The organism is Paenibacillus sp. JT31N11, from assembly GCF_056269285.1.
Genome location: NZ_JBWDNQ010000005.1, coordinates 435,170 through 460,495, shown reverse-complemented (window position 1 = coordinate 460,495; position 25,326 = coordinate 435,170). Strand labels below are relative to the sequence as shown.

Sequence of the window (25,326 nt, the reverse complement as noted above, 5' to 3'; positions counted from 1 at the left end):
GATAAATAGAAAAAACACCTGATGCATGGGGCATCAGGCGTGCGTGATTGTTTATTTTGAGCTGCGATCCGATCCTTCTCTGCTGCGAGCTTGGTTCGAATATTAACTGAACAGTTTGCGGGAAATACCAACGAAAAGATCCGGTATGATCGCGCGGGTTTTTATCGTGAAAAGACCGCCGATGGTTTTGGTTTCCACCACAGGATAGCGCAGCTTCTCGAAGGTCATTGTTACTTTGCTGTTTGTGCTCGTTTCAAGCTGGCTGATCAGCATGCCCATTTCCTTTTGAATTCTGTCGATAATTTGTTTGTTCAGCGAAGGCATCATATTATGAATTCCCTGCTTGAATTGTTTCGCTATTTCATCCTTGCTTACGAAAAGCCCGACGATGAAATCCGGCCCGGGAAGATCAATATCGATATTATCCACCTTTTCGCTGATAAAAGTGTTCAGATCCGGTCCTGTAAATGGACTTAAGTAAAGGTCAGCTTTGAGTGTCGCCCCTTGATCTTTACCCACGATGCCGATAGAACCGTCGTTGATGAATGCCGAAAGGCTATCCAGGCCCATTTTTTGCTGGACTCCCGTGGTCATGGCGCTAATCTGCGCTTGCGTAAAGCTCTGCTGCGTTGTGCCGTCCACCCGCATTACATAAATATCCTGGACTTTGGAATTGATCTGATTGAATTGGAAGGTCTGTGAGCGGTACACGGGAGCGTAGATCGGAATGTTGAATGGCGGGATCTTCATGATCGTATGTGTTGCCAACAGGTAACCCTTAATGGTTTTGGGATAGGCATCGGGTACAGCAATATTGAATGAGCCGGCTGCATCCGTTTTGGTTTGAAAGGAAAAGCCCGGTATGAAACTATTTGCAAATCCTGCGGGAAAGTCGGTTCCCAAAAATATCTGAGCATCCGCCATAGGTTTGTACGATGCCGGGTTCGGGTGCGCAGGATTCGTTGAGTAGCTGGAGATAAACAACGTCACATTTGTAACCTCGTGCAGTTTTCCAATCACATTCATTATTCATTCCTCCCCAAATTGGCTGATCCGATCCTTATCATAATCCAATGGCCCGGGTGGAAATATACTCAGAATAGTGATGATTGACAGATGAAACAAGAATCTTGTAAGGGTGAAAAACTTAAGCTATAGTGAATGGGATACTGGGATAAAACAACAGAATCACTAAGGATTTACGGTGTAATCAGGTTGGATGGGGGGATGATGATGACCCGGATTAGAACGTTCATATGCGAGGATGATGAGTTATTTTGCCAGATGCTGACGGACTACATTAATCGAGAGTCCGATATGGAAGTGATTGGAACCGCATCCCATAAGCAGCAGCTGCTTAATGAGGTTCGCAATGCGAGTATGGACGTGCTTTTACTGGATTTGAATTTGACGGAAAAGAATTTTGACGGCATAGAAGCCGCCATAGAAATTAAAGCGATGCAACCCGGACTGCAGATTATCGTATTATCCTCCTTCGACAGTGAGGAAGTGATGACTCATGCTCTCGCTTATGCCCGCGTCAACAATTACATCACCAAAGAGCATTTTCGGGATATTCCCGATGCAATTCGGGCCGCTTACACGGGCAGACCAAATCTGCATTATTCTTCGGCAGGGAAATTATTGAACAGATTCATTGTCTCCCGGCATGACGAGCTTAAACAAATGCTGACTCCTGTTCAAATCGATATTTTAAGGAAGCTTGACCAGGGATATTCCCGAAATGAGGTAGCGGAAGCTCTATTTTATACACGGCAATCCATCAATAACGAGCTGTACAAGGCGCAGAAGATTATAAAAGGCAAATTTCCTTATCTGGAATGGCTGCGGCTGAAAAAACATAACACCCGGCATCTGATCGAGCTTTCCAAACAGCTGGGCCTCCTGGAACGGGACAAACGAAATTAGCATACTCAAAAACTTGAGTATATCGGCATTGTTCAATTCTGTTGTAAGCTAACTTTCGAAGTGCCGCTCCACGGCAAAACAAAGCCTCATGAAAGGATGACGTATGATGAAACGGAAACTGCTTGTTTTTCTGATCATTCCTCTAGCCGCACTCGCATTCATGTTTACCTTCAACCCGCAGCCGGATCCCCCTGGGCTGACTTATACTTCCTTCAATCCGCAGCCGGACCCGCCAGGATTTATCTGAAGGGAATGGATTACTGACCTGTAGAGACCAACACCGCAATAAGGGGTTGGTCTCTTTTTCTGTAACGAGGCCATTCCCAGAGCCGGGCCGATGCATAGCTTCAAACAGAGCGGCAGGAAGCCGCCCCTACAGCATTATTGCAGGCATCGCATGAAAAAGCGGCTTCGCCGTCCTCTTGCGGAAAAAATTTTGTGGATGTGACATCGTATACAATACTCAGTTAAAAAAGCCGCTGGAGTCTTGTCATGCAAGACTTCAACGGCTTGTTATGTGGGCATGCGGTTCTTATTGTCAGCGTCGATGACCTAAGCTAACCATACTTTGAATATCATGACATAATCAGCAAAAAGGAACACTAGCGTCGAGAGCGCTGTAAATCCGATAGCAAAAATGTTTTTCTTCGAACGGGCTTTCCACAGACGAACCAGCCCAATCAGCAAAACAATCGTGAACACCAGCATCATAATATCGAAGGGATCGAACTTTTTGATGGTGCTTGCAGTTGCGGCAGCCTCGGCAGCAAGATGAAACATGGGTGAACCTCCTTCATTTTCGCACATAGCCTATATTAGTTTATGTTAGCCTGAGCGGGCCTTTGTTGCAAGTCCGAAATGCGAATCGTAACAAGTTTGTCACCATTTGCATAAAAAATCAGAAAGCATACGTTCATAGCTGCCATTTTCCAACCGGTGAAGGAAAAACAATCTTTGCAGTTGTCACTTGTTGAACTGTTATTTCCACTATTGGCCCCGTACCTATAAAATGTCCATCTCTGCCAGCATCTATAACAAGACGCAAGCAAAATATCCATGATCCGGGCATCCAACATGTAACTATAACCGGGCTTTCATTGAAAAGCCCCCAAACGATCAGGCTCGTTTGGAGGTTTTGATTACATGCAGATGGCTGTTCAGGCGGTTAATCTGCCATGCCGGCCGCCACGCTGCCTTCGGAGCTTTGCTGTTCAATCGTACGCTGGCGATCCCTCTCAAGGATGGGTTTCAGGTAGTGGCCGGTGTAAGAGCCTTTCACCTTGACTACAGCCTCCGGCGAACCGGTTGCTACGATCGTCCCGCCGCCGCTGCCACCTTCCGGACCAAGATCAATCAGATAATCCGCCGTCTTAATGACATCCAGATTGTGTTCAATTACAAGCACGGATTCGCCGGAGTCCACTAGCCTGTGCAATACAATGAGCAGCCGGTCAATATCATCCACGTGAAGGCCGGTAGTAGGCTCATCGAGAATATACAGCGTCTTCCCTGTACTGCGGCGGTATAGCTCCGCTGCCAGCTTCACACGCTGCGCTTCGCCTCCGGACAATGTCGTGGCAGGTTGTCCAAGGTCCATATAGCCGAGGCCGACATCCAGCAGCGTCTGGAGCTTGCGGTGGATTTTCGGAATGTTTTTGAAAAACTCGCAGGAATCTTCGATCGTTAATTTCAGCACTTCCGCAATGCTTTTCCCTTTGTATTTCACTTCCAGCGTTTCGCGGTTGTAGCGTTTGCCCTTGCAAATCTCACAAGGAACATAGACATCCGGCAGGAAATGCATCTCGATCTTGATAATGCCGTCTCCGCGGCAGGCTTCGCAGCGCCCGCCCTTAACGTTGAAGCTGAAACGCCCCTTCTTATAGCCGCGCACCTTCGATTCGGTCGTCGAGGCATAAACATCGCGAATGTCATCGAATACGCCGGTATAGGTCGCCGGATTGGATCTTGGCGTACGCCCGATCGGAGATTGGTCGATATCGATAACCTTCTCGATATGCTCGAGACCCCGAATTTCCTTGTGCTGGCCAGGACGTGTCTTGGCTTTGTTCAGATCACGGGCAAGTGTTTTATAGAGAATTTCGTTAATCAGCGTCGATTTGCCCGATCCCGATACCCCGGTTACGGCGGAGAAGACACCCAGAGGAATTTTGACATTGACCCCTCTCAGGTTATTTTCTTTGGCGCCGCGGATTTCCAGCCACTTGTCACTGGTCTCGCGTCTCGACATGGGGACAGGGATAAATTTGCGACCGCTGAGATAGGCGCCGGTAAGTGAATTCTCGTCGTCCATGACCTCCTGAGGCGTGCCCATGGACACAACCTTGCCGCCGTGGATGCCCGCGCCAGGCCCGATATCGATAATATAATCGGAGGCGAGCATAGTATCCTCGTCATGCTCGACCACAATAAGCGTATTGCCAAGATTACGCATATGCTCCAGCGTTTTGATCAGCTTGTCGTTATCCCGCTGATGCAATCCGATACTCGGCTCATCCAGGATGTATAGCACACCCATCAGGCTAGAGCCAATCTGCGTCGCCAGCCGGATTCGCTGGGCTTCTCCGCCTGAGAGGGAGCCTGCCGCCCGGCTGAGCGTCAGGTATTCCAGTCCCACATTAACCAGAAAGCCCAGCCGGCTGTTGATTTCTCTTAATATGAGATGGGCGATCGTCCTGTCCTTCTCATTGAGGTTGAGCGAATCGAAGAAGCGCTGCGCCTCGCCGATGGATAAAGAGGTGACGTGGGCGATGTTCTCACTGTCGATAGTGACAGCCAGACTCTCTTTGCGAAGCCGCTTGCCTTTGCAGCTGCCGCAGGGCTTCGCGCTCATATATTGCTCGATATGCTCCCGGATGCCGTCGGAACCGGTCTCCCGGTACCGGCGCTCCAGATTATTGACAATCCCTTCAAAAGGGACAAAAGCTTCCTTGGCATGGCCGAAGTCATTTTGATAACGGAAGCGGACTTTCTCGCCGCCTGTTCCATATAACAGCTTCTTCATCTGCTCAGCCGTCAGCTCGCTTACCGGAATATCCCGCTTAATTCCATAGTGCTGACAGACCGAATCAAGAAACTGGGGATAATAATTGGAGGTGCTTCCCGCCCATGCCTCGAATGCGCCATCGGCAATCGATTTGTGCGGATGCGGGACAAGCAGATCCGGATCCACGATCATCTTGGCGCCGAGTCCGTCACATTCCGGGCAGGCGCCATAAGGACTGTTGAAGGAAAACATGCGCGGCGCCAATTCATCAATGCTGAACCCGCAAATCGGGCAAGCGAGGTTGGAGCTGAAGAGCAGCTCTTCCTTCTCCATCACATCCACTATCACCTGGCCGTCCGAAAGTTTGAGGGCCGTCTCCAGTGAATCGGCAAGACGGGTATGAACGTCTTCCTTCACCACAATCCGGTCCACGACAACCTCGATGCTGTGCTTCTTGTTCTTCTCGAGTTCGATCTTCTCGCTGAGCTCGCGCAGCTCGCCATTGACCCGAACCCGTACGAAGCCCTGCTTCTGAACATCGGCGAGCAGCTTGGTATGCTCCCCTTTACGGCCGGAAATAAGCGGTGCCAGGATCTGGAGCCTCGTCCGTTCCGGATATTCCATTATTCGGTCCACCATCTGCTCGACAGTCTGCGAAGTAATTTGGATTCCGTGATCCGGGCAATGAGGCTTGCCTACTCGCGCGAACAAAAGCCGCAGGTAGTCATAGATCTCGGTAACGGTACCAACCGTTGAGCGGGGATTGCGGCTCGTCGTCTTCTGGTCGATTGAAATAGCCGGGGATAACCCCTCGATGGAATCGACATCCGGCTTTTCCATTTGACCAAGGAATTGGCGGGCATAAGCGGACAGCGATTCAACATAGCGGCGCTGTCCCTCGGCGTAGATCGTATCAAAGGCGAGCGATGATTTGCCGGAGCCGCTCAATCCGGTAAGAACGACGAATTTATCGCGGGGAATGGTAACATTGATATTTTTGAGATTATGGGCTCTCGCCCCTTTAATGACGATGGAATCGCTGGCCACTTTATTGCTCCTTCCAAATTGTATGAATATATTTCTTTTATCCAGTTTGCTTATATGCTTATCCCGCTTCCGCTTTAAGCTCCAGCAGGGCATCACGAAGCTCGGCGGCACGCTCGAACTGCAAGCTCTTCGCCGCATCCTTCATCTCTGCCTCCAGACGCTGGATAAGCGACTGGCGGTCCTTCTTGGACATTTTGTTCGCACCGATGCCTGTCAAATAATCGCTCTTCTCCTCGGCAACCTTCGTTGCCTCGATGACAGCGCGAATCTTCTTTTGAATGGTCAGTGGAGTCACGCCATGTTTCTCGTTATATGCAATCTGGATGGTGCGTCGGCGCTCAGTCTCGCGTATGGCAAGCTCCATGGAATTGGTGATCTTGTCGCCATACAGGATAACCCGACCGTCGGAATTACGCGCCGCCCGTCCGATTGTCTGGATCAGCGAACGCTCCGACCGCAGGAAGCCTTCTTTGTCCGCATCCAATATCGCAACCAGAGATACTTCCGGCAGATCCAGACCTTCCCGAAGAAGGTTGATTCCCACCAGAACATGGAAGGTCCCCATCCGCAAATCCCGCAGTATGGCCATCCGCTCCAAAGTCTTGATGTCGGAATGAAGATAACGCACCTTTATGCCTACTTCCTTCAGATAATCAGTCAAATCCTCCGACATCTTCTTGGTCAGAGTCGTCACCAGAACACGCTCATCCTTGGCGATCCGGTCCCGTATCTCTGTCAGCAGATCATCGATCTGTCCTTTGGTCGGACGCACTTCTATAACAGGGTCCAGCAGGCCGGTAGGTCTTATAATCTGCTGCACCATCTCCGGACAAAGCTCCAATTCATAAGGTCCCGGCGTCGCCGAGACAAAGATGGTCTGCCTGCTCTTCTCCTCGAATTCCTCAAACCGCAGCGGCCGGTTGTCCATTGCCGACGGCAGACGGAAGCCATGGTTGACCAGCACCTCTTTACGAGCCCTGTCTCCATTATACATCGCCCGGATTTGCGGAATTGTTGCATGCGACTCATCGATGACTATGAGCATATCGTCCGGGAAATAATCCATCAAGGTGTACGGGGTGGCCCCGCGTTCGCGGAATGTCAGCGGACCTGAATAGTTCTCGATGCCTGAGCAGAAGCCCATCTCCTGCATCATTTCCAGATCGTAGCGTGTCCGCTGCTCCAGCCGCTGCGCCTCCAGCAGCTTATCCTGACTGCGAAGCTCGGCCAGCCGCTCTTCCAATTCGGCTTCGATATGAATGAGCGCGATTTTCATTTTCTCCTCGTGGGTAACGAAGTGAGAGGCCGGAAAAATTGCAACATGATCGCGTTCTCCGACAATCTCGCCGGTCAGTACATCGATCTCGGTTATCCGCTCGATCTCGTCTCCGAACAGCTCGACGCGCATTGCCCGCTCATTATTGGCCACCGGGAAAATCTCCACGATATCGCCGCGCACACGGAATGTTCCCCGCACAAAGTTGATATCATTGCGCTGGTATTGAATATCGACAAGCTTATGCAGGATTTGATCCCGCGACTTCTCCATTCCCTTGCGCAGGCTGAGAACCAGACTGCCGTATTCCGTCGGAGAACCCAGACCGTAAATGCACGAAACGCTCGCTACGACAATGACGTCCCGACGCTCAAACAGCGAGCTCGTCGCCGAGTGGCGCAGCTTATCGATCTCATCGTTAATGCTGGAATCCTTCTCGATATACGTATCGGATGACGGGATATACGCTTCCGGCTGGAAATAATCGTAGTAGCTGACGAAATAAGAAACCGCATTATTCGGGAAAAATTCCTGAAACTCGCTGCACAGCTGGGCTGCGAGAGTCTTGTTGTGCGCAATAACAAGCGTCGGCCGGTTAAGCTGCGCAATCGTGTTCGCAATGGTATAGGTTTTCCCGGTGCCCGTTGCTCCCAGCAAGGTCTGGTGCATCTTGCCTTCCTTGATTCCCTCCAAAAGCTGGCGGATTGCCTCCGGCTGATCGCCCTGGGGCGTGTATTCCGACTGCAAATCAAACAGTTTCGGCTCCGTTATTTTCTCAACCATGTCTTTATACACCTCAATTCAATGGTATCTATGAAAAAAGACCTATTAAAATGTATGCCCATATTTCCCGATAAAATAGACAGAACTGGCTAATGTTTCATATTTGCTATTTATGAATGAACGCGTGGCGGCTTCTGACCGCTGCGGGAAAAATCATAAGAATATGTGTTCCCATTTATTATAACGACTTTGGGTGCCGGTTGCAATCGGTGGATCTTGACAAACAACCGCCGGCAAGGAAGTAAATGTTGTCAACCTTGGAGATGGAGTGTGAAGCAATCAAATGGATTTAGCTACGGTCATAGGACTCATCGCGGGATTATGCGCTTTATTTTTCGGTTTTATCTGGGAAGGCGGACATGCGGCCAGCCTTTTTGAGAAAACGGCCATCCTAATTGTGTTCGGCGGAACCTTCGCCGCTACTGCCGTCAGTTTCCCGCTTTCCAAGCTCAAACGTATACCGGGCGCCCTCAGGCACGCGTTCCGTAAAGCGGATATTGACCCGCAATCGATGATTGACCGGATCGTCGACATGGCAACGGTAGCCCGCCGCGAGGGTGTGCTGGCGCTTGAGAATGAGGCAAATGAGCTGGAAGAGCCATTTTTGCGCAACGGCCTTCTCATGGTGGTCGACGGCACGGATCCGGAGCTGACGAATCAAATTCTGGAGCTGGAGATTAATGCGGTGGAGCGCGAACGCGAGCAGCAGGCCAAAATCTTCGAAACGGCGGGAGGCTTCGCCCCGACCATGGGGATCATCGGAACAGTCATGGGCCTTATCCACGTGCTGAGCAATCTGTCCGATCCCAGCTCGCTCGGCCCCTCCATCGCCGTTGCGTTCACGGCCACTCTGTACGGCGTTGCAAGTGCCAACCTGATTTATTTACCTCTGGCTACGAAAATTAAAACGAATACCCATGAGCGAATCCAGCTGATGGAGCTTATGCTCGAAGGCGTACTGGCGCTTCAGGCGGGCGAAAACCCGCAGCTTATCCGAAAGAAGCTGAATTCCTTTATGCTGCTTGAACCGGAAAATCAGCAGGCAAAGAGGGTGGAAGACAATGCGTCGGCGGAGTAGAAGAAAAAAGGGTGAGGCACCGGAGAATCATGAGAGATGGCTTATTACCTACGCTGATTTGATCACGCTGTTGATGATTTTTTTCGTCATCCTGTACTCCATGAGCCGTATAGACATAGCAAAATATGAAGTTCTGTCCCAAGCCCTCCAGCTGGAGTTCCTCAAATCCGATACAATATTGGAAATGGGCTCAGGCATTACAGGCGGCCTGCAGACGGCGCAGCAGCCCAAACCCGCGGAAACCTCAGAAAAGGTGGATACACCCGACAAGGAGACGCTCAAGGAGCAGCAAAAGAAATTAATGGAGCAGGAGCTGCAGGAACTGCTGAAGATCGTCCAATCCTATATCAAGCAAAATCATCTGGAAACCAAGGTCTTCGTTGCGGATACGCCCGAAGGGATTAACATCCGGCTGTCCGACCAGTTTCTGTTCGACCTGGGAAAGGCGGATTTGAAAACCAGCGCTAACCCCGTGCTTGGCAAATTGGCCAGTCTGTTCGAAAAGCTTGATAATATTATCAGCATTGAAGGCCATACCGACGACTTGCCCATTCAGACAGGGGGCACGTTTCAGGATAACTGGGGGCTCTCGGCGGGAAGGTCGCTGTCGGTGCTCCGCTATTTTGTCGACACCGCCAAAATCGATCCAAAAAAATTCAAAATCGCAGGCTACGCGGACACGCGTCCCATCGTGCCGAACAACTCCAATGCGAACAGACAAAAAAACCGTCGCGTAGAAATTACGGTACTGCGGAATTTAGGCTAGCAGTCATAAAAAACGCCAATATAGGCAAGCGAGAAAAAGCGTTTATGCCCCGCTTCAGCGGCTGAGATGGTTTCTTCTTACCCGGAGACATGGGTAGAACCCAGCCATCTACCCCCGATCGGCGTGTGCCCCTTCGGTGAAGCAGGCTTCTTCCTTGTTAAATATAAGCTGTATAAAGGTTTAATATACTTAATTATCCTAATAAATCCCCGCTTTCAGCTCGATTTTGAACTGAACCGGGGATTTTTGTCATTACTGATCACTGGAAGTACACTTACAACGAGGTGGATGAGGATTCCCGCTGCCGGGCGGCCCGCCTATGGCTGATTAATTCAAATAACGATGCGGGTCCAGGCGCTGCAAATTGGTCTGCCTTGTCATCGGGAGCCAGCACGACGCCAAGCTGATGATGCTCTCCGGCATAACGCGCCCGCTGCACGAATTTGACTTGACCCTCGTGATTGAGCACCTCCAGCTTGCAAAATGCCGAGTTGATGTGCAGCGCGGCATAAAGCTCGCTCTTCGTACGGACACGAACGCCGTTGACCTTCTGCAGCACCTCGCCGGCTTCAATGCCAAGCGTGTGCGCCGGTGTTCCAGGAATAACCGCCAGCACGCGCAGTCCCTGCTCGTCATGTACGTAGAACGGGCTATTAGCCGCTTCACGCACCCTCCCGGCGATAATCAGCGCCTCATGAAGCAGCAAGGCGCATATGGCTGCTGCAAGCGTCAGCGGGGACCAGTAGACGGACACAAGCGCCGCGGCTGCGAGAATCAAACCGTACACCAGCAGACCTTGCGAGGTGCTGCGGGCTTTGGCCTCCGGCAGGAGCGTCCGCGTCAGCTCCGAGAACCCGATCATCATTGGAAAACCGATCATCGTGAAGCCTCCGCTCCACATGGAGGTATCGGCAAGCAGCGTTTGCCATGGGAGCAGGATATCACCAGAACCGCCCGAAACTGCCGGAACAAGCATCAGCATCGGAACCGGCCAGTACCCCTGAAGGGCGTATGCGCCGACGATCTTGCCGCGCTTGCCTTCCAGGAACAGGGGACTTGCGAATTTGGCTCCCTGTTTGCGGACAAGCAGCGCCTCCGCCAAATGCATCAGCGCGACAAGCAGCAGCAGGCCAGGGATGTCCAGACCGTCCAGCGAAGCCGCTGCGCGGCCCATCCAGTCACTTCGCTCTGCCATAGCAGTCCAGCCGACCGCCCATTGCAGTATGCCAAGAAGGCCAACGCTGTAGGCAAAGCACAAAAAACGGATACGGATAACCGCCAGCACCACAGCAGCGCCCCACATCCAAAGCACAGCTTCGCCTGTAATGGTGATACCCAGAAACAGACCTATGCATGACAGAAGCACCCCGATAATCAATCCCGCCAGCATCGTGCGGCCCAGCTGCCCCGGCCAGGCATGCAGACGGACATGGAACAGTTTCCGCTCAAGCCGGGTTTGCCGCATATATTGAAGCATGATCAGAATCACAGAAATATAATAAAAAGGAGACAACAACAGCTGAACTGCAGCTGACCCCGCCTGCCGGAGCATTTCCAACAATACATCCACAGCTTCAACTCCCTTATCGAGATAGTGATGCCTTTTAAATGCCATAAGGTCAAAAAAAGAAGGCTAAAGCTGCCGGCAACACTCGCAGCTTCAACCCTCTATAATTTCGACGCCCCCAAGCAAAATCCTGCCTGCTTTTTAAGGGGTTATATCCAGCTTGCTTTTCAAGACCTCTACCGCCTTCAGCAGCTGCGTATCATTGTTGTCTTCCCGAACGCGCTCAATGAGCTTTTCTTCCAGCTTCTCCGCTGTTGTTTTGTCGACTTTTCCTGTGACCGGCAATCCGGTCTGCTGCTGGAAAGTCTTGACGCTCTTCTCCGTCACTTCGCTGAAATAACCATCCTTGCGGTCTGTTTCATAACCGAGCCCGGCAAGCATGATCTGCAGGCTCTTGATATCTTCATCAATGGTATCACGGGCAAGCGTCTTGGTCTTCGATAGCCGGGCAACGGTGTAGTAATCCGGAGGCAGTACTTCCACGTCGGGTTTCAACCCCTTCTCATGCACCCAGTTGCCAAGCGGCGTCAACCATTTGGCGATTGTCATTTTGACCAGACCGCCATCATCCAGCACTTTATCATAGCTCACCTGAACGGTTCCCTTCCCGAAAGAGGTTTGCCCGACAAGCACCGCATTTCCTTCTTCCTTCAAAGCGCCCGCAAGCACCTCGGAGGCGCTTGCGCTGCCTTTATTCATCAGCACCGTGACCGGATAGGATTTGCCTCCGCCCTTGGACAAGGTCTGCTCGCGTTTGCCGCCTCGGTCTTCGACCTGCACGATAGGCTTGCCTTTGGGGACAAACGGCTGGGCAACCGATACGACGACTGGAAGGACACCGCCGGGATTATCGCGAACATCGATGACAAGTCCTTTCATCCCCAGCTTCTCCAGCCGGTCCAGCTCTTCAATGAACCGCTCGCCCGTATTAAGCGAGAACTGGCGAATTTCAATGACGCCGATGCCGTCGCTGCGCAAATTCGCAAATACCGTCTCAAAATCAACATCATCCCGGACGATCGTCAAATGAATCGGATTCGCCACCCCGGGGCGCTGGATCCCCAGCTTCACCTTCGACCCTTTGGGACCGCGGATCTTAGCCACCGCATCGCTGAGAGAAAGTCCCTCGAGCTTATCCTCATTCACGCTCAGCAGCACATCGCCCGCAAGCACACCGGCACGCTGGGCCGGAGAGTCCTTAATCGCCGATTCCACCGTGATCTTGCCGTCCTTCATCGTCACGCTGGCTCCGACGCCAGTGAACGAGCCCTCAATGGATTCGGAAAATTGATCTGCGGTATGCTTCTCCATATATACGGAATAGGGATCGTCAAGCGCCTCCATCATCCCGTTAATGGCACCGTCCAGCACTTTCGTCCGGTCGACCTCACGGAAATATTTGGTCTCGATCAGCTCCATCACCGTGTTCAGCTTGCCCAGCTCCTTCTCGCTGAGGTCATCCTGCCCCGGCGAATTTGAAGCGGAGCCTGCCGCCACTCCCCCGCTGCCAAGCGCAATCCAACGGTCGGCAAGCGTCAACGTAACGAGCACCGACGCCACCATCGTCAGCAATATGAATGCCGCCACTGTACGACCTTTGAAATGCATGTTTCCTCACCTCATTAAATGTTTGCGTTTCACACAACGAGCCGTAAGGCTGGCATATGTATCCGATTGCAACCTTCCTAGTATATGACAAGCCGCACCCAATTATTTGCATAAACGGGTACGGCATCATAAAAAGCACGGGTTCGCTGCGCTGTATGCGGTTATTTCAAGTAAGGCGCCGGGTTCACCGGCACTTCGTTCTTGCGCACTTCAAAATGCAGATGGTTGCCGGTGGAATCGCCGGTACTGCCCACTTCCGCGATTTTTTGCCCGCGCTTGACGGTTTGACCTTTCTCTACCTTGATGCCGCCATTGCGGATATGCCCGTAGACGGTCCAAAGTCCCCCTCCATGATCAATGATGACACAGTTCCCGTAGCCGCTCCACCACTGCGCAACCAGTACGACTCCGGATTCCGCCGCATATATCGGAGTGCCGCTTCCCACCGCCATATCCATTCCGGCATGAAGCTTCTTCACGCCCGTGATGGGATGGATGCGGTAGCCGAACGGGGAAGACAAGCGGTATTCCGCCCGCAGCGGCATCCCAAGCTTACCGCCGGTATAGTAGGTCTTGAGAGACTTTTTCTTTTTCTCGAGATCAGACGCTTTCTTAGCCAGATCAATCAGCAGTTTTTCCTGCTCTGCGCTGATTTCCTCAGATTCCTCGGCCTGGTCTTTATACTTGAGAATCATGACTTCCTTCTGGCTTTCCTTGTCCTTCAACAGTTCATTGTAATCGTCAAGCTTCGCATACATGACCTTGACATCCGCAAGCGATTTCTCAATTCCCTGCTTCTGCTCCGTAATCAGCTCCTTGTCTTTCTTGTGGCCCTCCAGAATTTCCTGGTCCTGGCCCAGAATTGACTTGAGCGAGTCAAAGCGGTCAATGAAGTCACTGAAATCCGTGGAGCTCATCAGCACATCCAGATAAGAAACAACACCATCCGTATACATCAGACGAATGCGGGATTGCAGCAGCTTGTCCCGGGATTTGATCCGGTCTTCCGTAGCCTGAAGCTCCTCCCCCGCCTTCAACAATTTCTCTTCCGCTGTATCGATTTGCGTTTGAACAGAGTTCATCTGGGTTCCAACATCGTTCAGCTGCGCTATGATTTCATTAACTGTTTTGGCGGTCTCTTCCTTCATTGTAAGCGCGTATTGCTTGTTCTCGTCCGCTTTTTTGCGATTATCGGCGGCGGCATTCATTTCCTTGCGAACCTTATCCAGCTCGCTGTTAATCTTGTCTACCTGTGATGCAGCTTCTCCGCCGAAGGGTTGAAAGATGTAAACTGCGAATACGACTGCGGCTAGGAGGGCAAGTCCTTTTTTCACGTCTACCTTCACCTACACTTTCAAGTATCTTCTTACCGATAACGTGCTGCCCCAGATGCCAATCAGTGTTCCAAGCCCGAGAAGCAGACCCGCAACCAGCCAACCGGCGTCCTTCAGGGTAATCAGCTTGATCATCATAAGTCCCAGCTCGACCTCGGACACTTGCACAAGCCTTGAATAACCAAACAACAGGATCGCAATCGTGATGCTCGAACCGATGACTCCGATCAATGTGCCTTCAATAAAAAACGGCCAGCGGATAAAGTTATTGGTTGCTCCGACAAGCTTCATAATTCCGATTTCACGCCTGCGTGCAAGTATAGTCATCTTGATGGTGTTGGAAATCAGGAACATCGCCGTAACAGCAAGACCGATCACGATAACCAGCCCGATGTTGCGGACGGCGTTCGTAATTCTAAACAGCGTTTCTACAGTACCTTTGCCGTAATTCACGCTGGTAAAGGGATTCGATTCATCGGCCATGCCGATCGCTTCGATTTTTTTGGACACGAACGCGATGGTCTGTGGCTCGTATACATCAACCGTAAACTTGTCGGGAAGGGGATTATTGTCCTTGTCATAGCCATCCAGTATCTGGGAAGCGTCCTCGCCGAGGTTCTTGCGCATCAGCTCAAGACCCTTCTCCTTGGATACAAACTCCACCTTGCTCACTTCCGGAATGTCCCCGATCGCTGTCTTGAGCTCATCGATCTTGGCCTGGTCCGTATCCAGCTGCAGGTATACCTGTACCTGCACCTGGCTTTCAAACTGGTCAGCCAGATTATTCACATTCAGCGCCAGCAGCAGGAAGACACCGAGGATAAACAGCGAAATAACGATCGAGCTGATGGAGGCAAACGTCATCCAGCCGTTGCGGATCACGTTCTTCAGACCTTCGCGGATATGCCGGAGAAAAGTGCTAAATTTCATAGCCGTATTCTCCTCTCGCCTGATCGCGGGCAATGGTGCCATGCTCAATGGCGATCACCCGTTTACGAAGCGTGTTGACGATTTCCTTGTTATGCGTAGCCATAACAATCGTCGTTCCGCGGAAATTGATTTCCTCCAGGAGATTCATAATGCCCCATGAAGTTTCGGGATCAAGGTTGCCGGTCGGTTCATCCGCGACAATGACCGCCGGATTGTTCACGATGGCGCGAGCGATGGCCACCCGCTGCTGCTCTCCGCCGGATAGCTGCTGCGGCAGGCTGTTCTGCTTGTTTTTGAGCCCTACGAGCTCCAGCACCTCGGATGTCCTTTTCCTGATGACGCGTCTTGGGGCTTCTATAACTTCCATTGCGAAGGCGATGTTCTCATAAGCCGACAGATTAGGGAGCAGCCGGAAGTCTTGAAAGATGACGCCTATGTTCCGGCGCACGAAAGGAATTTTACGAGGCTTCAGCTTGCCGATGTTAAAGCCATTGACCGAGATCTGCCCTTTAGTCGGTATTTCCTCACGGTAAATCAGCTTCATGAAGGTTGATTTCCCCGCTCCGGACGGCCCGACCAGGTAAACAAATTCATTGCGGTCTATGAGAACAGAAACGCCGCGCAGCGCATGAGTGCCGTCTGCGTACGTCTTCCAAATGTCTTGCAATTCAATCACATTATCACATCCTGTAGATATTCAGCTTATAGGATTTCGACACGTTTGCTTCAAATCCTCTATGATTGTCCTGTTTTTCTGCATTTTTCCTATATTTCATAATTCATTAGCCTGCGGCTTTCGACCAAATAATTACATCTCATTCGACATTAAAAAGGAAAAACCCACCTTCTCCCAGGTGGATATTGGCGTTATACAATTTGTCTGCTCCCTTTGGCTTTCGGAAAACCCGAGGAAAGAAGCGCGGGTTATTCGCATATACATGTATGAATTGCAGACCTGGGGTGATTGTGGATATGAAGAAACTGCATTTGGCCTTGATCCTTGCCTCTGCCCTGTTGCTTGTATGCTCCGCCGGGTGGGGCTACCTATGGATTTATGCTTCCAGAGATACCGTTCCTGGCGGCGTTATTCTGATTGGACATGATCCCGTACCAACGAAGACGGCAGACGGGGCAATCGTTCTGAAGAATACCGAAACCGTTGATCTCGGCGGACTAAACATCAATACGGCCCTTCAGGAGTTGGACAACAGAATGAACAACGTTATGAGCCTTCCTCTGCACATCGAAGCCAATGAATCCGGTCAGCAGCAGCGCATCTGGACTTTGGCCGACATGGGCGTGGTCGTCGATTTGGGGGAAGCCAAACAAGCCCTCATGAAGCTGCACGAGGGCAGCGTCTGGGAGAGGGCGAAGTTCAGGTGGCATTTTCCCAAGGAGCTGACCGGGCAGCTTAGCTGGAATAAAACCGTATTTATGAACAAGATCCGCGGGCAGTGGGGATGGCTGGACGCCAATGAACCGGCCAATGCCAAGCGGACCATTACAAACGATGATAAAGTTGTGTATCAGCCCCATTCCGACGCGTACCGGCTGGATACGGAGAAGCTGTTCGCACAATCGCAGAAGGCAGTAGAGGAACTCCTCGCCAAAGATTGGAAAAATCGTCTGAAGGCTGGTCCCGATTCGGACAAGGGGGGGCCGGAAGGCAGTGGAGGGGCTGATGCCAATGGACCCGCCGGAATTACGCTGCCGCTTGCCGTACGCGTGGTTTCCCCCAATGTGACGCTGGAACGCTTAAAAAATGAGGGAGTGGAACGGAAAATCATTTCCTTTACGACGGACTTCAGCGCAAGCGGAGCCGGCCGAGCATTTAATGTAAGCATGACCGCCAAGACGCTGAACGGCTGGGAGCTGGCTCCCGGCGAAGTATTCGACTACAACAAGGTCATCGCCCTGACGAGGGAGAAATACGGTTACCGGCAGGCGCCGGTCATTCTGAACGGCGAGCTGGTGCCAGGCATCGGCGGAGGGATCTGTCAGGTCTCGAGCACCCTGTACAATGCCGCCCTGCTTGCTGGCCTTGAAATGGTGGAGCGGCGGAACCACTCCCTTCCTGTTTCTTATCTTCCCAAAGGACAGGACGCCACCTTTGCCGAGGGCGCAATCAATTTCCGCTTCAAAAATACGACCGGGAAGCATCTGATTATACGGACCGTAGTCGAGAACGGCCGGCTGACCGTGAAGCTGTTCGGGACCATGCCCGCAAACGTGAAATACAGCATCGATTCCAAAACCGTGAAGGTCATAGATCCGCCCGTTCGGGAGGTTCCCTCCAAAGCCGTTCCATCCGGCGGACGGCTCCTGCTTTCATCCGGCAAGCCGGGTTACATCGTAGAGACCTACCGCACTCTGACGAAGAACGGCAAGACCGTCTCGCGGGAGCGGATATCACGGGATACATACCGGGCGCAGCCTGCCGTCTATGGCGTTTATGCAGATAAGTCGGGAAGCGGAACTGACAATGTGCGCAAGGGCAAGCAGATAATTGAAGATGGTGTTGCTGAGTAAGATGAGGCTATCGCCATCCTTTGGCGGCAAAGTTAGTTTCTTCCGCAAAAATATCAGCAAAGGATAAAACACATGTATTTAAAAAAAAGCTATCCGGGGCTTTTCTGCTTCAAGCAGAAAAATCCCGGACAACTTTTGGTTAAATCTATATGTGTTGAGGCATCACTTAACGGCTGCGTTCGATATATTCGACCGTCCATGCAGCAGTTTGCTCCTGCTCGCTTTCGGCGCGTGTGATCGCCTCTTCTACCTGCGTGCGGGCAGTGCCACCGTAAACGTTGCGCGCATTGACGACATTCTCCGGCTGCAGTACGTCGTAGATCCGCTCATCGAACAGCTGGGAGAACTGCTTGAACTCCTCAAGGGTCAGATCAAGCAAATACTTCTCCTGCTGGATGCAGTACAGCACAGTCTTGCCGATCACCTCATGCGCTTGACGGAACGGCAGTCCTTTGCCTACGAGGAAATCTGCAATATCCGTCGCATTGGAGAAATCCTGGTTCACGGCCTGGCGCATCCGGTCCTTGTTGACCTTCATCGTCGCAATCATCGGTGCGAACAACTGAAGCGCCCCCTGCAGGGTGCGAACCGTATCGAACATCCCTTCCTTGTCCTCCTGCATGTCCTTGTTGTAGGCAAGCGGCAGTGACTTGAGCACAGTCAGCAGGCCGACCAGGTTGCCGTATACACGGCCCGTTTTGCCGCGGACCAGCTCGGGAACGTCAGGGTTTTTCTTCTGCGGCATAATGCTGCTCCCCGTACAGAAAGCATCGTCAAGCTCTATGAAACGAAACTCCGTGCTGGACCACAGGATAAGCTCCTCGCTAAGGCGCGAGAGATGCATCATTATAATCGAAGCCTGAGATAAAAATTCCAGTATAAAGTCGCGGTCGCTGACCGCATCCAGACTGTTCTCATAGACACGGTCGAACTTCAGCTGGCTGGCCACAAAATGGCGGTCAATCGGAAACGTCGTCCCCGCCAGCGCCCCCGCGCCCAGCGGCAGCGTATTGATGCGTTTGTAGCTGTCCTGAAGCCGCTCGATATCCCGGCCGAACATGGAGACATATGCCATCAAATGATGCGCGAACAGGATAGGCTGCGCCCGCTGCAAATGCGTGTAGCCGGGAACAATCGTATCCAGATTGGCCTTGGCCTGTGTGGTCAACGCCGCTTGCAGCTTGCTCAGCAAATCCACGAATTCAACCACGCGCTTGCGCAGGTAAAGATGCATATCGGTAGCAACCTGATCATTCCGGCTGCGCCCGGTGTGCAGCTTGCCGCCCACTGAGCCCACATCGTCGATCAGCGTCTTCTCGATATTCATATGAATATCTTCGTCGGCAATCGAAAACTCGATATCATTGCGGCGGATGCGCTGCATAACGCGATGCAACCCGTCCTTGATCTTCTCCACATCATCCGCAGACAGAATTCCCTGCTTGCCGAGCATCGTCACATGCGCAATACTGCCTTGAATATCCTCTTCAGCCAGCTCTTTATCGAACATGATCGACGCTGTATATTCCTCTACCAATTGGTCGGTTTTCTTGGTAAACCGGCCGCCCCACAATTTACTCACTGCTGGTACACCCCTTTATCATTTCACCTCTTGCATCGCGTTCATTCCGAACACAACGCAGGCCGGACTACCGAAATGCCTAATAGTCCGACCTAAACGTGATGTTTTTTCACTTATTATTGTTTCCTGCTTTGCTCCACACCGGAGGATACTTTCAGGCGCAGCGCGTTCAGACGGATAAAACCTGTTGCATCGCCTTGATCATACGCTTTGGAAGGATCGGCTTCCATGGTGGCGATATCCGGATTATATAAGCTGACCGGACTTTTTACCCCTGCTCCGATAATATTGCCTTTATACAGCTTCAGGCGTACAACGCCACTTACATTTTTCTGGCTCTCCGTCACGAGCGCCTGCATGGCAAGACGTTCGGGAGCGAACCAGAAGCCGTTGTATACCAGCGTCGCGTATTTGGCAATGAGCGAATCACGCAGATGCATAACCTCGCGGTCCATCGTCAGCGATTCCATTTTGCGGTGTGCCGCAAACAGAATGGAGCCGCCCGGAGTCTCGTATACACCGCGGCTCTTCATGCCGACGAAACGGTTCTCCACCATGTCAACGCGCCCGATACCATGTTTACCTCCAAGCTCGTTCAGCTTCTCCATCACGGCAAGCGGACTCAATTGTTCCCCGTTGATCGCGGTGCAGCTGCCTGCATCAAATGACAGCTCAATGTACTCGCTTTGGTCCGGCGCATCCTCAGGGGCAACGCTCAAAACAAACATATCCTTATTGGAGTCGGCGCTCGGATCGAACCACGGATCTTCCAGCAAGCCGCTCTCGAAACTGATATGCAGCAGATTGCGGTCCATCGAGTACGGTTTGGCCGCCGAGGCCTGAACCGGGATGTTATGCTTCTCGGCATAAGCGATCATCTCTGCGCGTCCCGGGAACTGTTGGCGGAATTCTTCGATGCGCCATGGCGCGATCACTTCAATATCCGGCGCAAGCGCCGCAGCCGTCAATTCGAAGCGGACCTGGTCGTTGCCTTTGCCCGTAGCGCCATGTGCGATGGCCGTAGCGCCTTCCGCACGGGCGATATCGACCATTCTTTTGGCGATCAGCGGGCGGGCAATCGATGTGCCCAGCAGGTATTGGCCTTCATACAAAGCTCCAGCCTGGAACATCGGGTAAATAAAATCCTGTGCGAACTCATCGCGCAGGTCATCGATATAAACCTTGGAAGCTCCAGTAGCGAGCGCCTTGGCCTCCAGGCCGTCCAGCTCATCCTTTTGCCCGATATCTGCCGTAAAGGCAATAATTTCAGCATCATAGGTTTCTTTGAGCCATTTTAAGATAACGGACGTATCCAGACCGCCCGAGTATGCCAATACTATTTTGTCTTTTGCCATTGTGTAAGTTAACACTCCTTATAAGTGAAAAAAATGTCTGCATGCACTCCGCTGTTCTAAATGCCCGGCTGGCAAATCCGCGTCCCTCTTGGATTCGAAGCCTTTTGTGTCTTTGTCTGTAGAATGCTACATAATGGCAGCCATGATGGCTTTTTGCGCATGCAGACGGTTCTCAGCCTGATCGAAAATAATAGAATGCTTGCCATCGATAATGCCTTCGCTCACTTCCTCGCCCCGATGCGCAGGCAGGCAGTGCATGAACAAGAAATCCTTCTTCGCATACTTGGCCAGCTCTTCGTTGACCTGATAATTGGCAAAAGCGATTTCGCGGTCCTTCTGCTCCGCTTCAAAGCCCATGCTCGCCCAAACATCCGTGTATACAATGTCTGCATCGGCAACCGCTTCTTTGGGATCATAGCAAATATGAATGCGCGAGCCCGTCTCCGAAGCAATATCCTTCGTCGAGCGGATAATCTCTTCATCCGGCTCGTAGCCTTCGGGAGTCGCTACCGACATGTGCATGCCGAGCTTGGCAGCCCCCATGAGCAGGGAATGCACCATATTGTTGCCATCCCCGATGTAGGCCACTTTCAGGCCTTCCAGGCGGCCTTTATGCTCCAGCACCGTCTGGTAGTCGGCCAGCGCCTGACAAGGATGGGAAGCGTCCGTCAAGCCGTTTATAACCGGGATAGTCGCTCCACGTGCCAGTTCGATAACCGTGCGGTGTGCGAAGGTGCGGATCATAATGCCGTCAAGATAACGCGACAGCACCTGCGCCGTGTCCCAGATGGTCTCTCCCCGTCCGATCTGCAGATCATTGCCGCTCAGGAACAGCGCATGTCCCCCAAGCTGGTACATCCCGACCTCGAAGGATACCCGGGTACGGGTTGAGGATTTCTCAAATATCATTCCCAGTGTTTTGCCTTGAAGCGGATGGTAGATTTCGCCCGCTTTTTGTTTATTCTTAAGCTCTATGGCCAGGTCGATCAGGTAGCGGACTTCCTCTGGCTTGTAGTCGGCCAAAGCGAGGAAATCGCGCCCCTTGAGGTTGACCGCTAATTGTTCATTCAATGCTTGCTGCATAGCTGTTGCTCCCTTCTGTGACTCTCTTGATTAAGCCGTAGCCGTCTGATCCGCAAAGATGGCGGCCAGCAGTGACACCGCTTGATCAATCTCCTCTCGGGATACGAGCAGGTTCGGCAGCAGACGGATCACGTTAGGGCCGGCGCTCACGACGAGCAGACCGCGCTTCTGTCCTTCCGCAATTAACGCCGCGATCGGCTCCTTGCAGACGATCCCGATCATCAGCCCTTTGCCGCGGATAGTCTGAACCAGCGGATGTCCGTCAAGCTTGTCATGAAGCTGGGCGATCAGGTAATCTCCCATCTCCGCAGCACGGGCGGACAGATTATCGCCTACGATGGTTTCGACCGTTGCCTTGACCACTGCCGTTGCGAGCGGAGTGCCGCCAAACGTGGAACCGTGGCTGCCGGCGCTGAATGCTTCGACAAGATGGCCCTTCGCCAGCATAGCGCCCACTGGAAAGCCGCTTCCCAATCCTTTGGCAAGTGTGAAGATATCCGGTTCAATGCCATAATGCTCAAATGAAAACAGTTTGCCCGTACGTCCCATTCCGGTTTGAATCTCATCGATGATCAGGAGCAAGCCGCGCTCCTTGCACAGCTTCGCAACATGCAGTATAAATGCAGGCTCGACAGGTATTACGCCGCCTTCGGCCAATATTGTTTCCAGCATAATAGCTGCTGTTTTGTCTGTAATGGCTGCTTCCAGCGCTTCTATATCATGCAGCGGAATATAGCGGAACCCCTCCGGCAGCGGGCCAAAGCCCTCTTTGACCTTCTCCTGGCCCGTGGCCGTCAGCGTTGCCAACGTGCGCCCGTGAAAGGATTGTTCAAAGGTGATGATTTCATAGCGCCCGGTGCCGGCCACCTTCTGATGGTAGCGGCGGGCCAGCTTGATCGCCGCCTCGTTCGCCTCGGCGCCGGAGTTGCAGAAGAATACGGCATCCGCGCTGCTGTTGTCAGTCAGCAGCTTTGCCGCTGCCTCCTGGTTTGGAATATGGAATAAATTCGACACATGCCACAGCTCATCCAGCTGCTTGATCAACGCTTCCTTGATGCGCTGAGGGGCATGGCCCAGGTTCGTAACGGCCAGACCGCACATGAAATCGAGATATTTGTTCCCTTTATCATCCCACAGCCAGCTTCCTTCGCCTTTGACAAGCGTGATCGGATATCGGGCGTAGGTTGGAAGCAGCGAGCTGTTCACACTTCCTGCGGCTTGAGCGTTCAAGCCGGCCTGAGGGCTAGCCTCGGATTGCTCTTGTAATTTCGTTCCGATTCCGCCCGTCTTCTGACCATCCGCTGCTGTATTTTTGACATCGCTCATGATTGGCACACCTCTTTCATGAATATTATAGCGTCCTGCCGAGCCCGCCTGGTGCCTGATAATCTAGGACTGTACGATGCGCGTTCCGATTCCGCCCTCAAGCACCGCCTTGCTCAGCACGCCATGTTCATCGCCGCTGACAATAACAACCTCGCGCACGCGTCCCTGTATGCATTGAATGGCTGCGCGTACCTTCGGAATCATGCCCCCGTATATTTCGCCGCTGGCAATCATGGCTTCTATCTCTTCGATTGTGACCGAAGAAAGTACCCGTTTCTCGCCGTCCACGGTTTTCAGAATCCCCGGAACGTCGGTAACGACAATCATCCGTTCCACCCCAAGATGGGAAGCTACCGCACCGGCTGCGGTATCTGCATTGATGTTGTAGCGTTGACCGGCCTCGTCAATACCAATGGGAGCAATAACCGGTATGTAGCCCATATCCATGACACCTTCGATAATGGATGCGTTCACCTGCGTCACATCACCTACAAAACCGATTTCAGCCGCATTGGCAACCGGCTGCGCTTGAATCAGCTTGCCGTCCACGCCCGATAGGCCAAGAGACTGGGCGCCGCTTTGCTGTATTTTACGGACAATCTCCTTGTTAATGCGTCCGCTCAGCACCATCTCCACGACATCCAGCACTTCTTCGCTGGTTTTGCGCAGGCCGTTTACAAATTCACTCTCAATGCCAAGCTTCTGCAGCGTCTCGGAAATCGCCGGACCGCCCCCGTGCACGATAACCGCCTTCACGCCTTTCTCCTGAAGCCCGCGCAAATCAGCAAAAAAAGAATCAGGCAGCGCGGCAAGCGTGCTTCCGCCGCATTTCATGACAAACCGCTGTTCCATACTCCGCTCGTTCCTTTCCCTTACGTCCGATATGCCGCATTAATGCGCACATAATCATAGGTTAGATCGCAGCCCCATGCTATTGCGGAGCCTTCAGCCATATGCAGGTCGACATAAATGACAACCGTATCGCCCTTCAAATATTCCAGCGCCGCTTCCTCGTCAAAAGCGACCGGCCGCGACTCTGCAAGCGTCACAATGTCCCCCAGCCGAATATCGACCGTATCCGGATTGACCGGCTGGCCGGCTCTGCCGACTGCGGCAATAATGCGGCCCCAGTTGGCGTCCGCGCCGAAGATCGCAGACTTCACAAGGGACGAGCCGACGACGGTTTTGGCGATGGCCTGCGCCGCAGCATCCGATACCGCACCGCTCACCTGAACCTCCACCAGCTTCGTTGCCCCTTCGCCATCGCGTGCGATCGCTTTGGCCAGAACTTCACAAACATAGCGGAGCGCGGAAGAGAACGCCGCAAGATCCGGATGCGATTCATCCAGCTCCCGGTTGCCCGCCAGGCCGCTTGCCATTGCCAAAAGCATGTCGTTGGTGCTTGTATCGCCGTCCACCGTAATCATATTGAAAGTAAGATCCGTCACTTGACGCAGAAGGGTGTGCAGTGCCGCACTGCCGATCGCCGCATCCGTGGTGACGAACCCCAGCATCGTTGCCATATTGGGGTGAATCATGCCCGAGCCCTTCGACGCTCCGGCAATGTGAACGGGTCTGCCGTCCACCATGACCGAAACGCAGACCTCTTTCTTCACCAGATCCGTTGTCAGAATCGCCTGGCAGAAATCATCCCCGCCCTTGCTGCTCGCAGCCAGCCTCGCCGGAAGCTCCGCGATCCCCTGGCGGACGCGGTCCATCTTGAGCGGCTCGCCAATGACCCCCGTCGAAGCGACGGCGACTTGATCGGACGGCACTCCAACGGTTTCAGCGAAATGGCTGCGCATCTCATAAGCGTCGGCATCGCCCTGTTTGCCCGTACAGGCATTGGCGTTGCCGCTGTTGACGATGACGGCGCGCAGTATGCCGCCTGAGCCGATACTTTCGCGGGTTACCGCAATCGGAGCTGCCTGAAAGGCATTCAACGTATACACGGCAGCTGCAGCAGCCGGCACCTCGCAGACGATTGCTCCCAAGTCATTGCGCTTCGTTTTTTTCAGGCCGCAGTGAAGACCTCCCGCCGTGAAGCCCTTGGGAGTTGTAATCGAGCCCTCCGGCACAACCGTGTAGGCGGCCGCTATGTTCCCCTGTCCCATTATTTGATCGAGTCT

Annotated in this window: 20 protein-coding genes; 5 read left to right on the top strand and 15 right to left on the bottom strand. The window is 52.6% G+C overall.

Annotated features, from left to right (window positions below; translation table 11 throughout):
• Positions 1 to 102: 102 nt before the first annotated feature.
• Complete coding sequence (locus tag AC0YNV_RS20620) at positions 103 to 1,026, bottom strand: hypothetical protein (protein ID WP_210038960.1); 924 nt, start codon at positions 1,024 to 1,026, stop codon at positions 103 to 105.
• Positions 1,027 to 1,227: 201 nt separating this feature from the next.
• Between AC0YNV_RS20620 and AC0YNV_RS20615 the strand changes: the two genes are divergently transcribed.
• Together AC0YNV_RS20615 and AC0YNV_RS20610 are read left to right on the top strand one after the other, a co-directional pair.
• Entirely contained in the window at positions 1,228 to 1,929 is a 702-nt protein-coding gene (locus AC0YNV_RS20615) for a response regulator (RefSeq protein ID WP_475769687.1), read from the top strand.
• A 103-nt stretch (positions 1,930 to 2,032) separates the two neighbouring features.
• Positions 2,033 to 2,176 (top strand): hypothetical protein, encoded by a 144-nt coding sequence (locus AC0YNV_RS20610; RefSeq protein WP_210038961.1) that lies wholly within the window; start codon positions 2,033 to 2,035, stop codon positions 2,174 to 2,176.
• A gap of 305 nt (positions 2,177 to 2,481) precedes the next feature.
• Here the strand turns inward: AC0YNV_RS20610 and AC0YNV_RS20605 are convergent, their stop codons facing one another.
• From AC0YNV_RS20605 to uvrB, 3 genes are all read right to left on the bottom strand, one after another.
• Positions 2,482 to 2,709 (bottom strand): hypothetical protein, encoded by a 228-nt coding sequence (locus tag AC0YNV_RS20605; RefSeq protein ID WP_210038962.1) that lies wholly within the window; start codon positions 2,707 to 2,709, stop codon positions 2,482 to 2,484.
• 385 nt (positions 2,710 to 3,094) lie between these two features.
• Positions 3,095 to 5,980: an excinuclease ABC subunit UvrA gene (gene uvrA, locus AC0YNV_RS20600; RefSeq protein WP_475769686.1), complete on the bottom strand. Its 2,886-nt coding sequence runs from the start codon at positions 5,978 to 5,980 to the stop codon at positions 3,095 to 3,097.
• A gap of 58 nt (positions 5,981 to 6,038) precedes the next feature.
• The gene (gene uvrB / locus AC0YNV_RS20595; protein WP_210038964.1) at positions 6,039 to 8,039 is read right to left on the bottom strand and encodes an excinuclease ABC subunit UvrB; all 2,001 of its coding nucleotides are present in this window, start codon (positions 8,037 to 8,039) and stop codon (positions 6,039 to 6,041) included.
• Between the two features lie 283 nt (positions 8,040 to 8,322).
• Here uvrB and AC0YNV_RS20590 point away from each other — a divergent pair, with 283 nt between their 5' ends.
• Both AC0YNV_RS20590 and AC0YNV_RS20585 read left to right on the top strand, forming a co-directional pair.
• Positions 8,323 to 9,117 (top strand): flagellar motor protein, encoded by a 795-nt coding sequence (locus AC0YNV_RS20590; protein WP_475769685.1) that lies wholly within the window; start codon positions 8,323 to 8,325, stop codon positions 9,115 to 9,117.
• Positions 9,101 to 9,883, top strand: a complete 783-nt coding sequence (locus AC0YNV_RS20585; RefSeq protein WP_475769684.1) for a flagellar motor protein MotB — start codon at positions 9,101 to 9,103, stop codon at positions 9,881 to 9,883. The genes AC0YNV_RS20590 and AC0YNV_RS20585 overlap by 17 nt, the downstream gene beginning before the upstream one ends.
• 274 nt (positions 9,884 to 10,157) lie before the next feature.
• On the opposite strand, the gene AC0YNV_RS20580 is transcribed toward AC0YNV_RS20585, so the two are convergent.
• From AC0YNV_RS20580 to ftsE, 5 genes are all read right to left on the bottom strand, one after another.
• Positions 10,158 to 11,453: a PDZ domain-containing protein gene (locus tag AC0YNV_RS20580; RefSeq protein ID WP_475769683.1), complete on the bottom strand. Its 1,296-nt coding sequence runs from the start codon at positions 11,451 to 11,453 to the stop codon at positions 10,158 to 10,160.
• A gap of 138 nt (positions 11,454 to 11,591) precedes the next feature.
• Positions 11,592 to 13,058 (bottom strand): S41 family peptidase, encoded by a 1,467-nt coding sequence (locus AC0YNV_RS20575; RefSeq protein ID WP_475769682.1) that lies wholly within the window; start codon positions 13,056 to 13,058, stop codon positions 11,592 to 11,594.
• A 161-nt stretch (positions 13,059 to 13,219) separates the two neighbouring features.
• Positions 13,220 to 14,392 carry a murein hydrolase activator EnvC family protein gene (locus AC0YNV_RS20570; protein WP_475769681.1) on the bottom strand — a complete coding sequence of 391 codons (1,173 nt, stop codon included), beginning with the start codon at positions 14,390 to 14,392 and terminating at the stop codon, positions 13,220 to 13,222.
• Positions 14,393 to 14,404: 12 nt separating this feature from the next.
• Positions 14,405 to 15,322 (bottom strand): permease-like cell division protein FtsX, encoded by a 918-nt coding sequence (gene ftsX, locus AC0YNV_RS20565; RefSeq protein WP_475769680.1) that lies wholly within the window; start codon positions 15,320 to 15,322, stop codon positions 14,405 to 14,407.
• Positions 15,312 to 15,998 (bottom strand): cell division ATP-binding protein FtsE, encoded by a 687-nt coding sequence (ftsE, locus tag AC0YNV_RS20560; RefSeq protein WP_210038971.1) that lies wholly within the window; start codon positions 15,996 to 15,998, stop codon positions 15,312 to 15,314. Before ftsE ends, ftsX begins: the two co-directional genes overlap by 11 nt.
• 296 nt (positions 15,999 to 16,294) lie before the next feature.
• On the opposite strand from ftsE, the gene AC0YNV_RS20555 reads away from it, so the two are divergent.
• Entirely contained in the window at positions 16,295 to 17,851 is a 1,557-nt protein-coding gene (locus tag AC0YNV_RS20555) for a VanW family protein (RefSeq protein ID WP_475769679.1), read from the top strand.
• A 166-nt stretch (positions 17,852 to 18,017) separates the two neighbouring features.
• Here the strand turns inward: AC0YNV_RS20555 and argH are convergent, their stop codons facing one another.
• The 6 genes from argH to argJ all read right to left on the bottom strand — a co-directional run bounded on the left by argH (position 18,018) and on the right by argJ (position 25,311).
• A complete protein-coding gene (argH, locus tag AC0YNV_RS20550) occupies positions 18,018 to 19,433 on the bottom strand; it encodes an argininosuccinate lyase (protein WP_475769678.1) in 1,416 nt (471 codons plus the stop codon).
• Between the two features lie 116 nt (positions 19,434 to 19,549).
• Positions 19,550 to 20,788, bottom strand: a complete 1,239-nt coding sequence (locus tag AC0YNV_RS20545) for an argininosuccinate synthase (protein WP_475769677.1) — start codon at positions 20,786 to 20,788, stop codon at positions 19,550 to 19,552.
• Positions 20,789 to 20,914: 126 nt separating this feature from the next.
• Positions 20,915 to 21,871: an ornithine carbamoyltransferase gene (gene argF / locus AC0YNV_RS20540; RefSeq protein WP_475769676.1), complete on the bottom strand. Its 957-nt coding sequence runs from the start codon at positions 21,869 to 21,871 to the stop codon at positions 20,915 to 20,917.
• Between the two features lie 30 nt (positions 21,872 to 21,901).
• A complete protein-coding gene (locus AC0YNV_RS20535; protein ID WP_475769675.1) occupies positions 21,902 to 23,197 on the bottom strand; it encodes an acetylornithine transaminase in 1,296 nt (431 codons plus the stop codon).
• A 63-nt stretch (positions 23,198 to 23,260) separates the two neighbouring features.
• Positions 23,261 to 24,049, bottom strand: a complete 789-nt coding sequence (gene argB, locus AC0YNV_RS20530) for an acetylglutamate kinase (RefSeq protein WP_475769674.1) — start codon at positions 24,047 to 24,049, stop codon at positions 23,261 to 23,263.
• A 20-nt stretch (positions 24,050 to 24,069) separates the two neighbouring features.
• Positions 24,070 to 25,311, bottom strand: a complete 1,242-nt coding sequence (gene argJ, locus AC0YNV_RS20525) for a bifunctional glutamate N-acetyltransferase/amino-acid acetyltransferase ArgJ (protein WP_475769673.1) — start codon at positions 25,309 to 25,311, stop codon at positions 24,070 to 24,072.
• Positions 25,312 to 25,326: the final 15 nt, after the last annotated feature.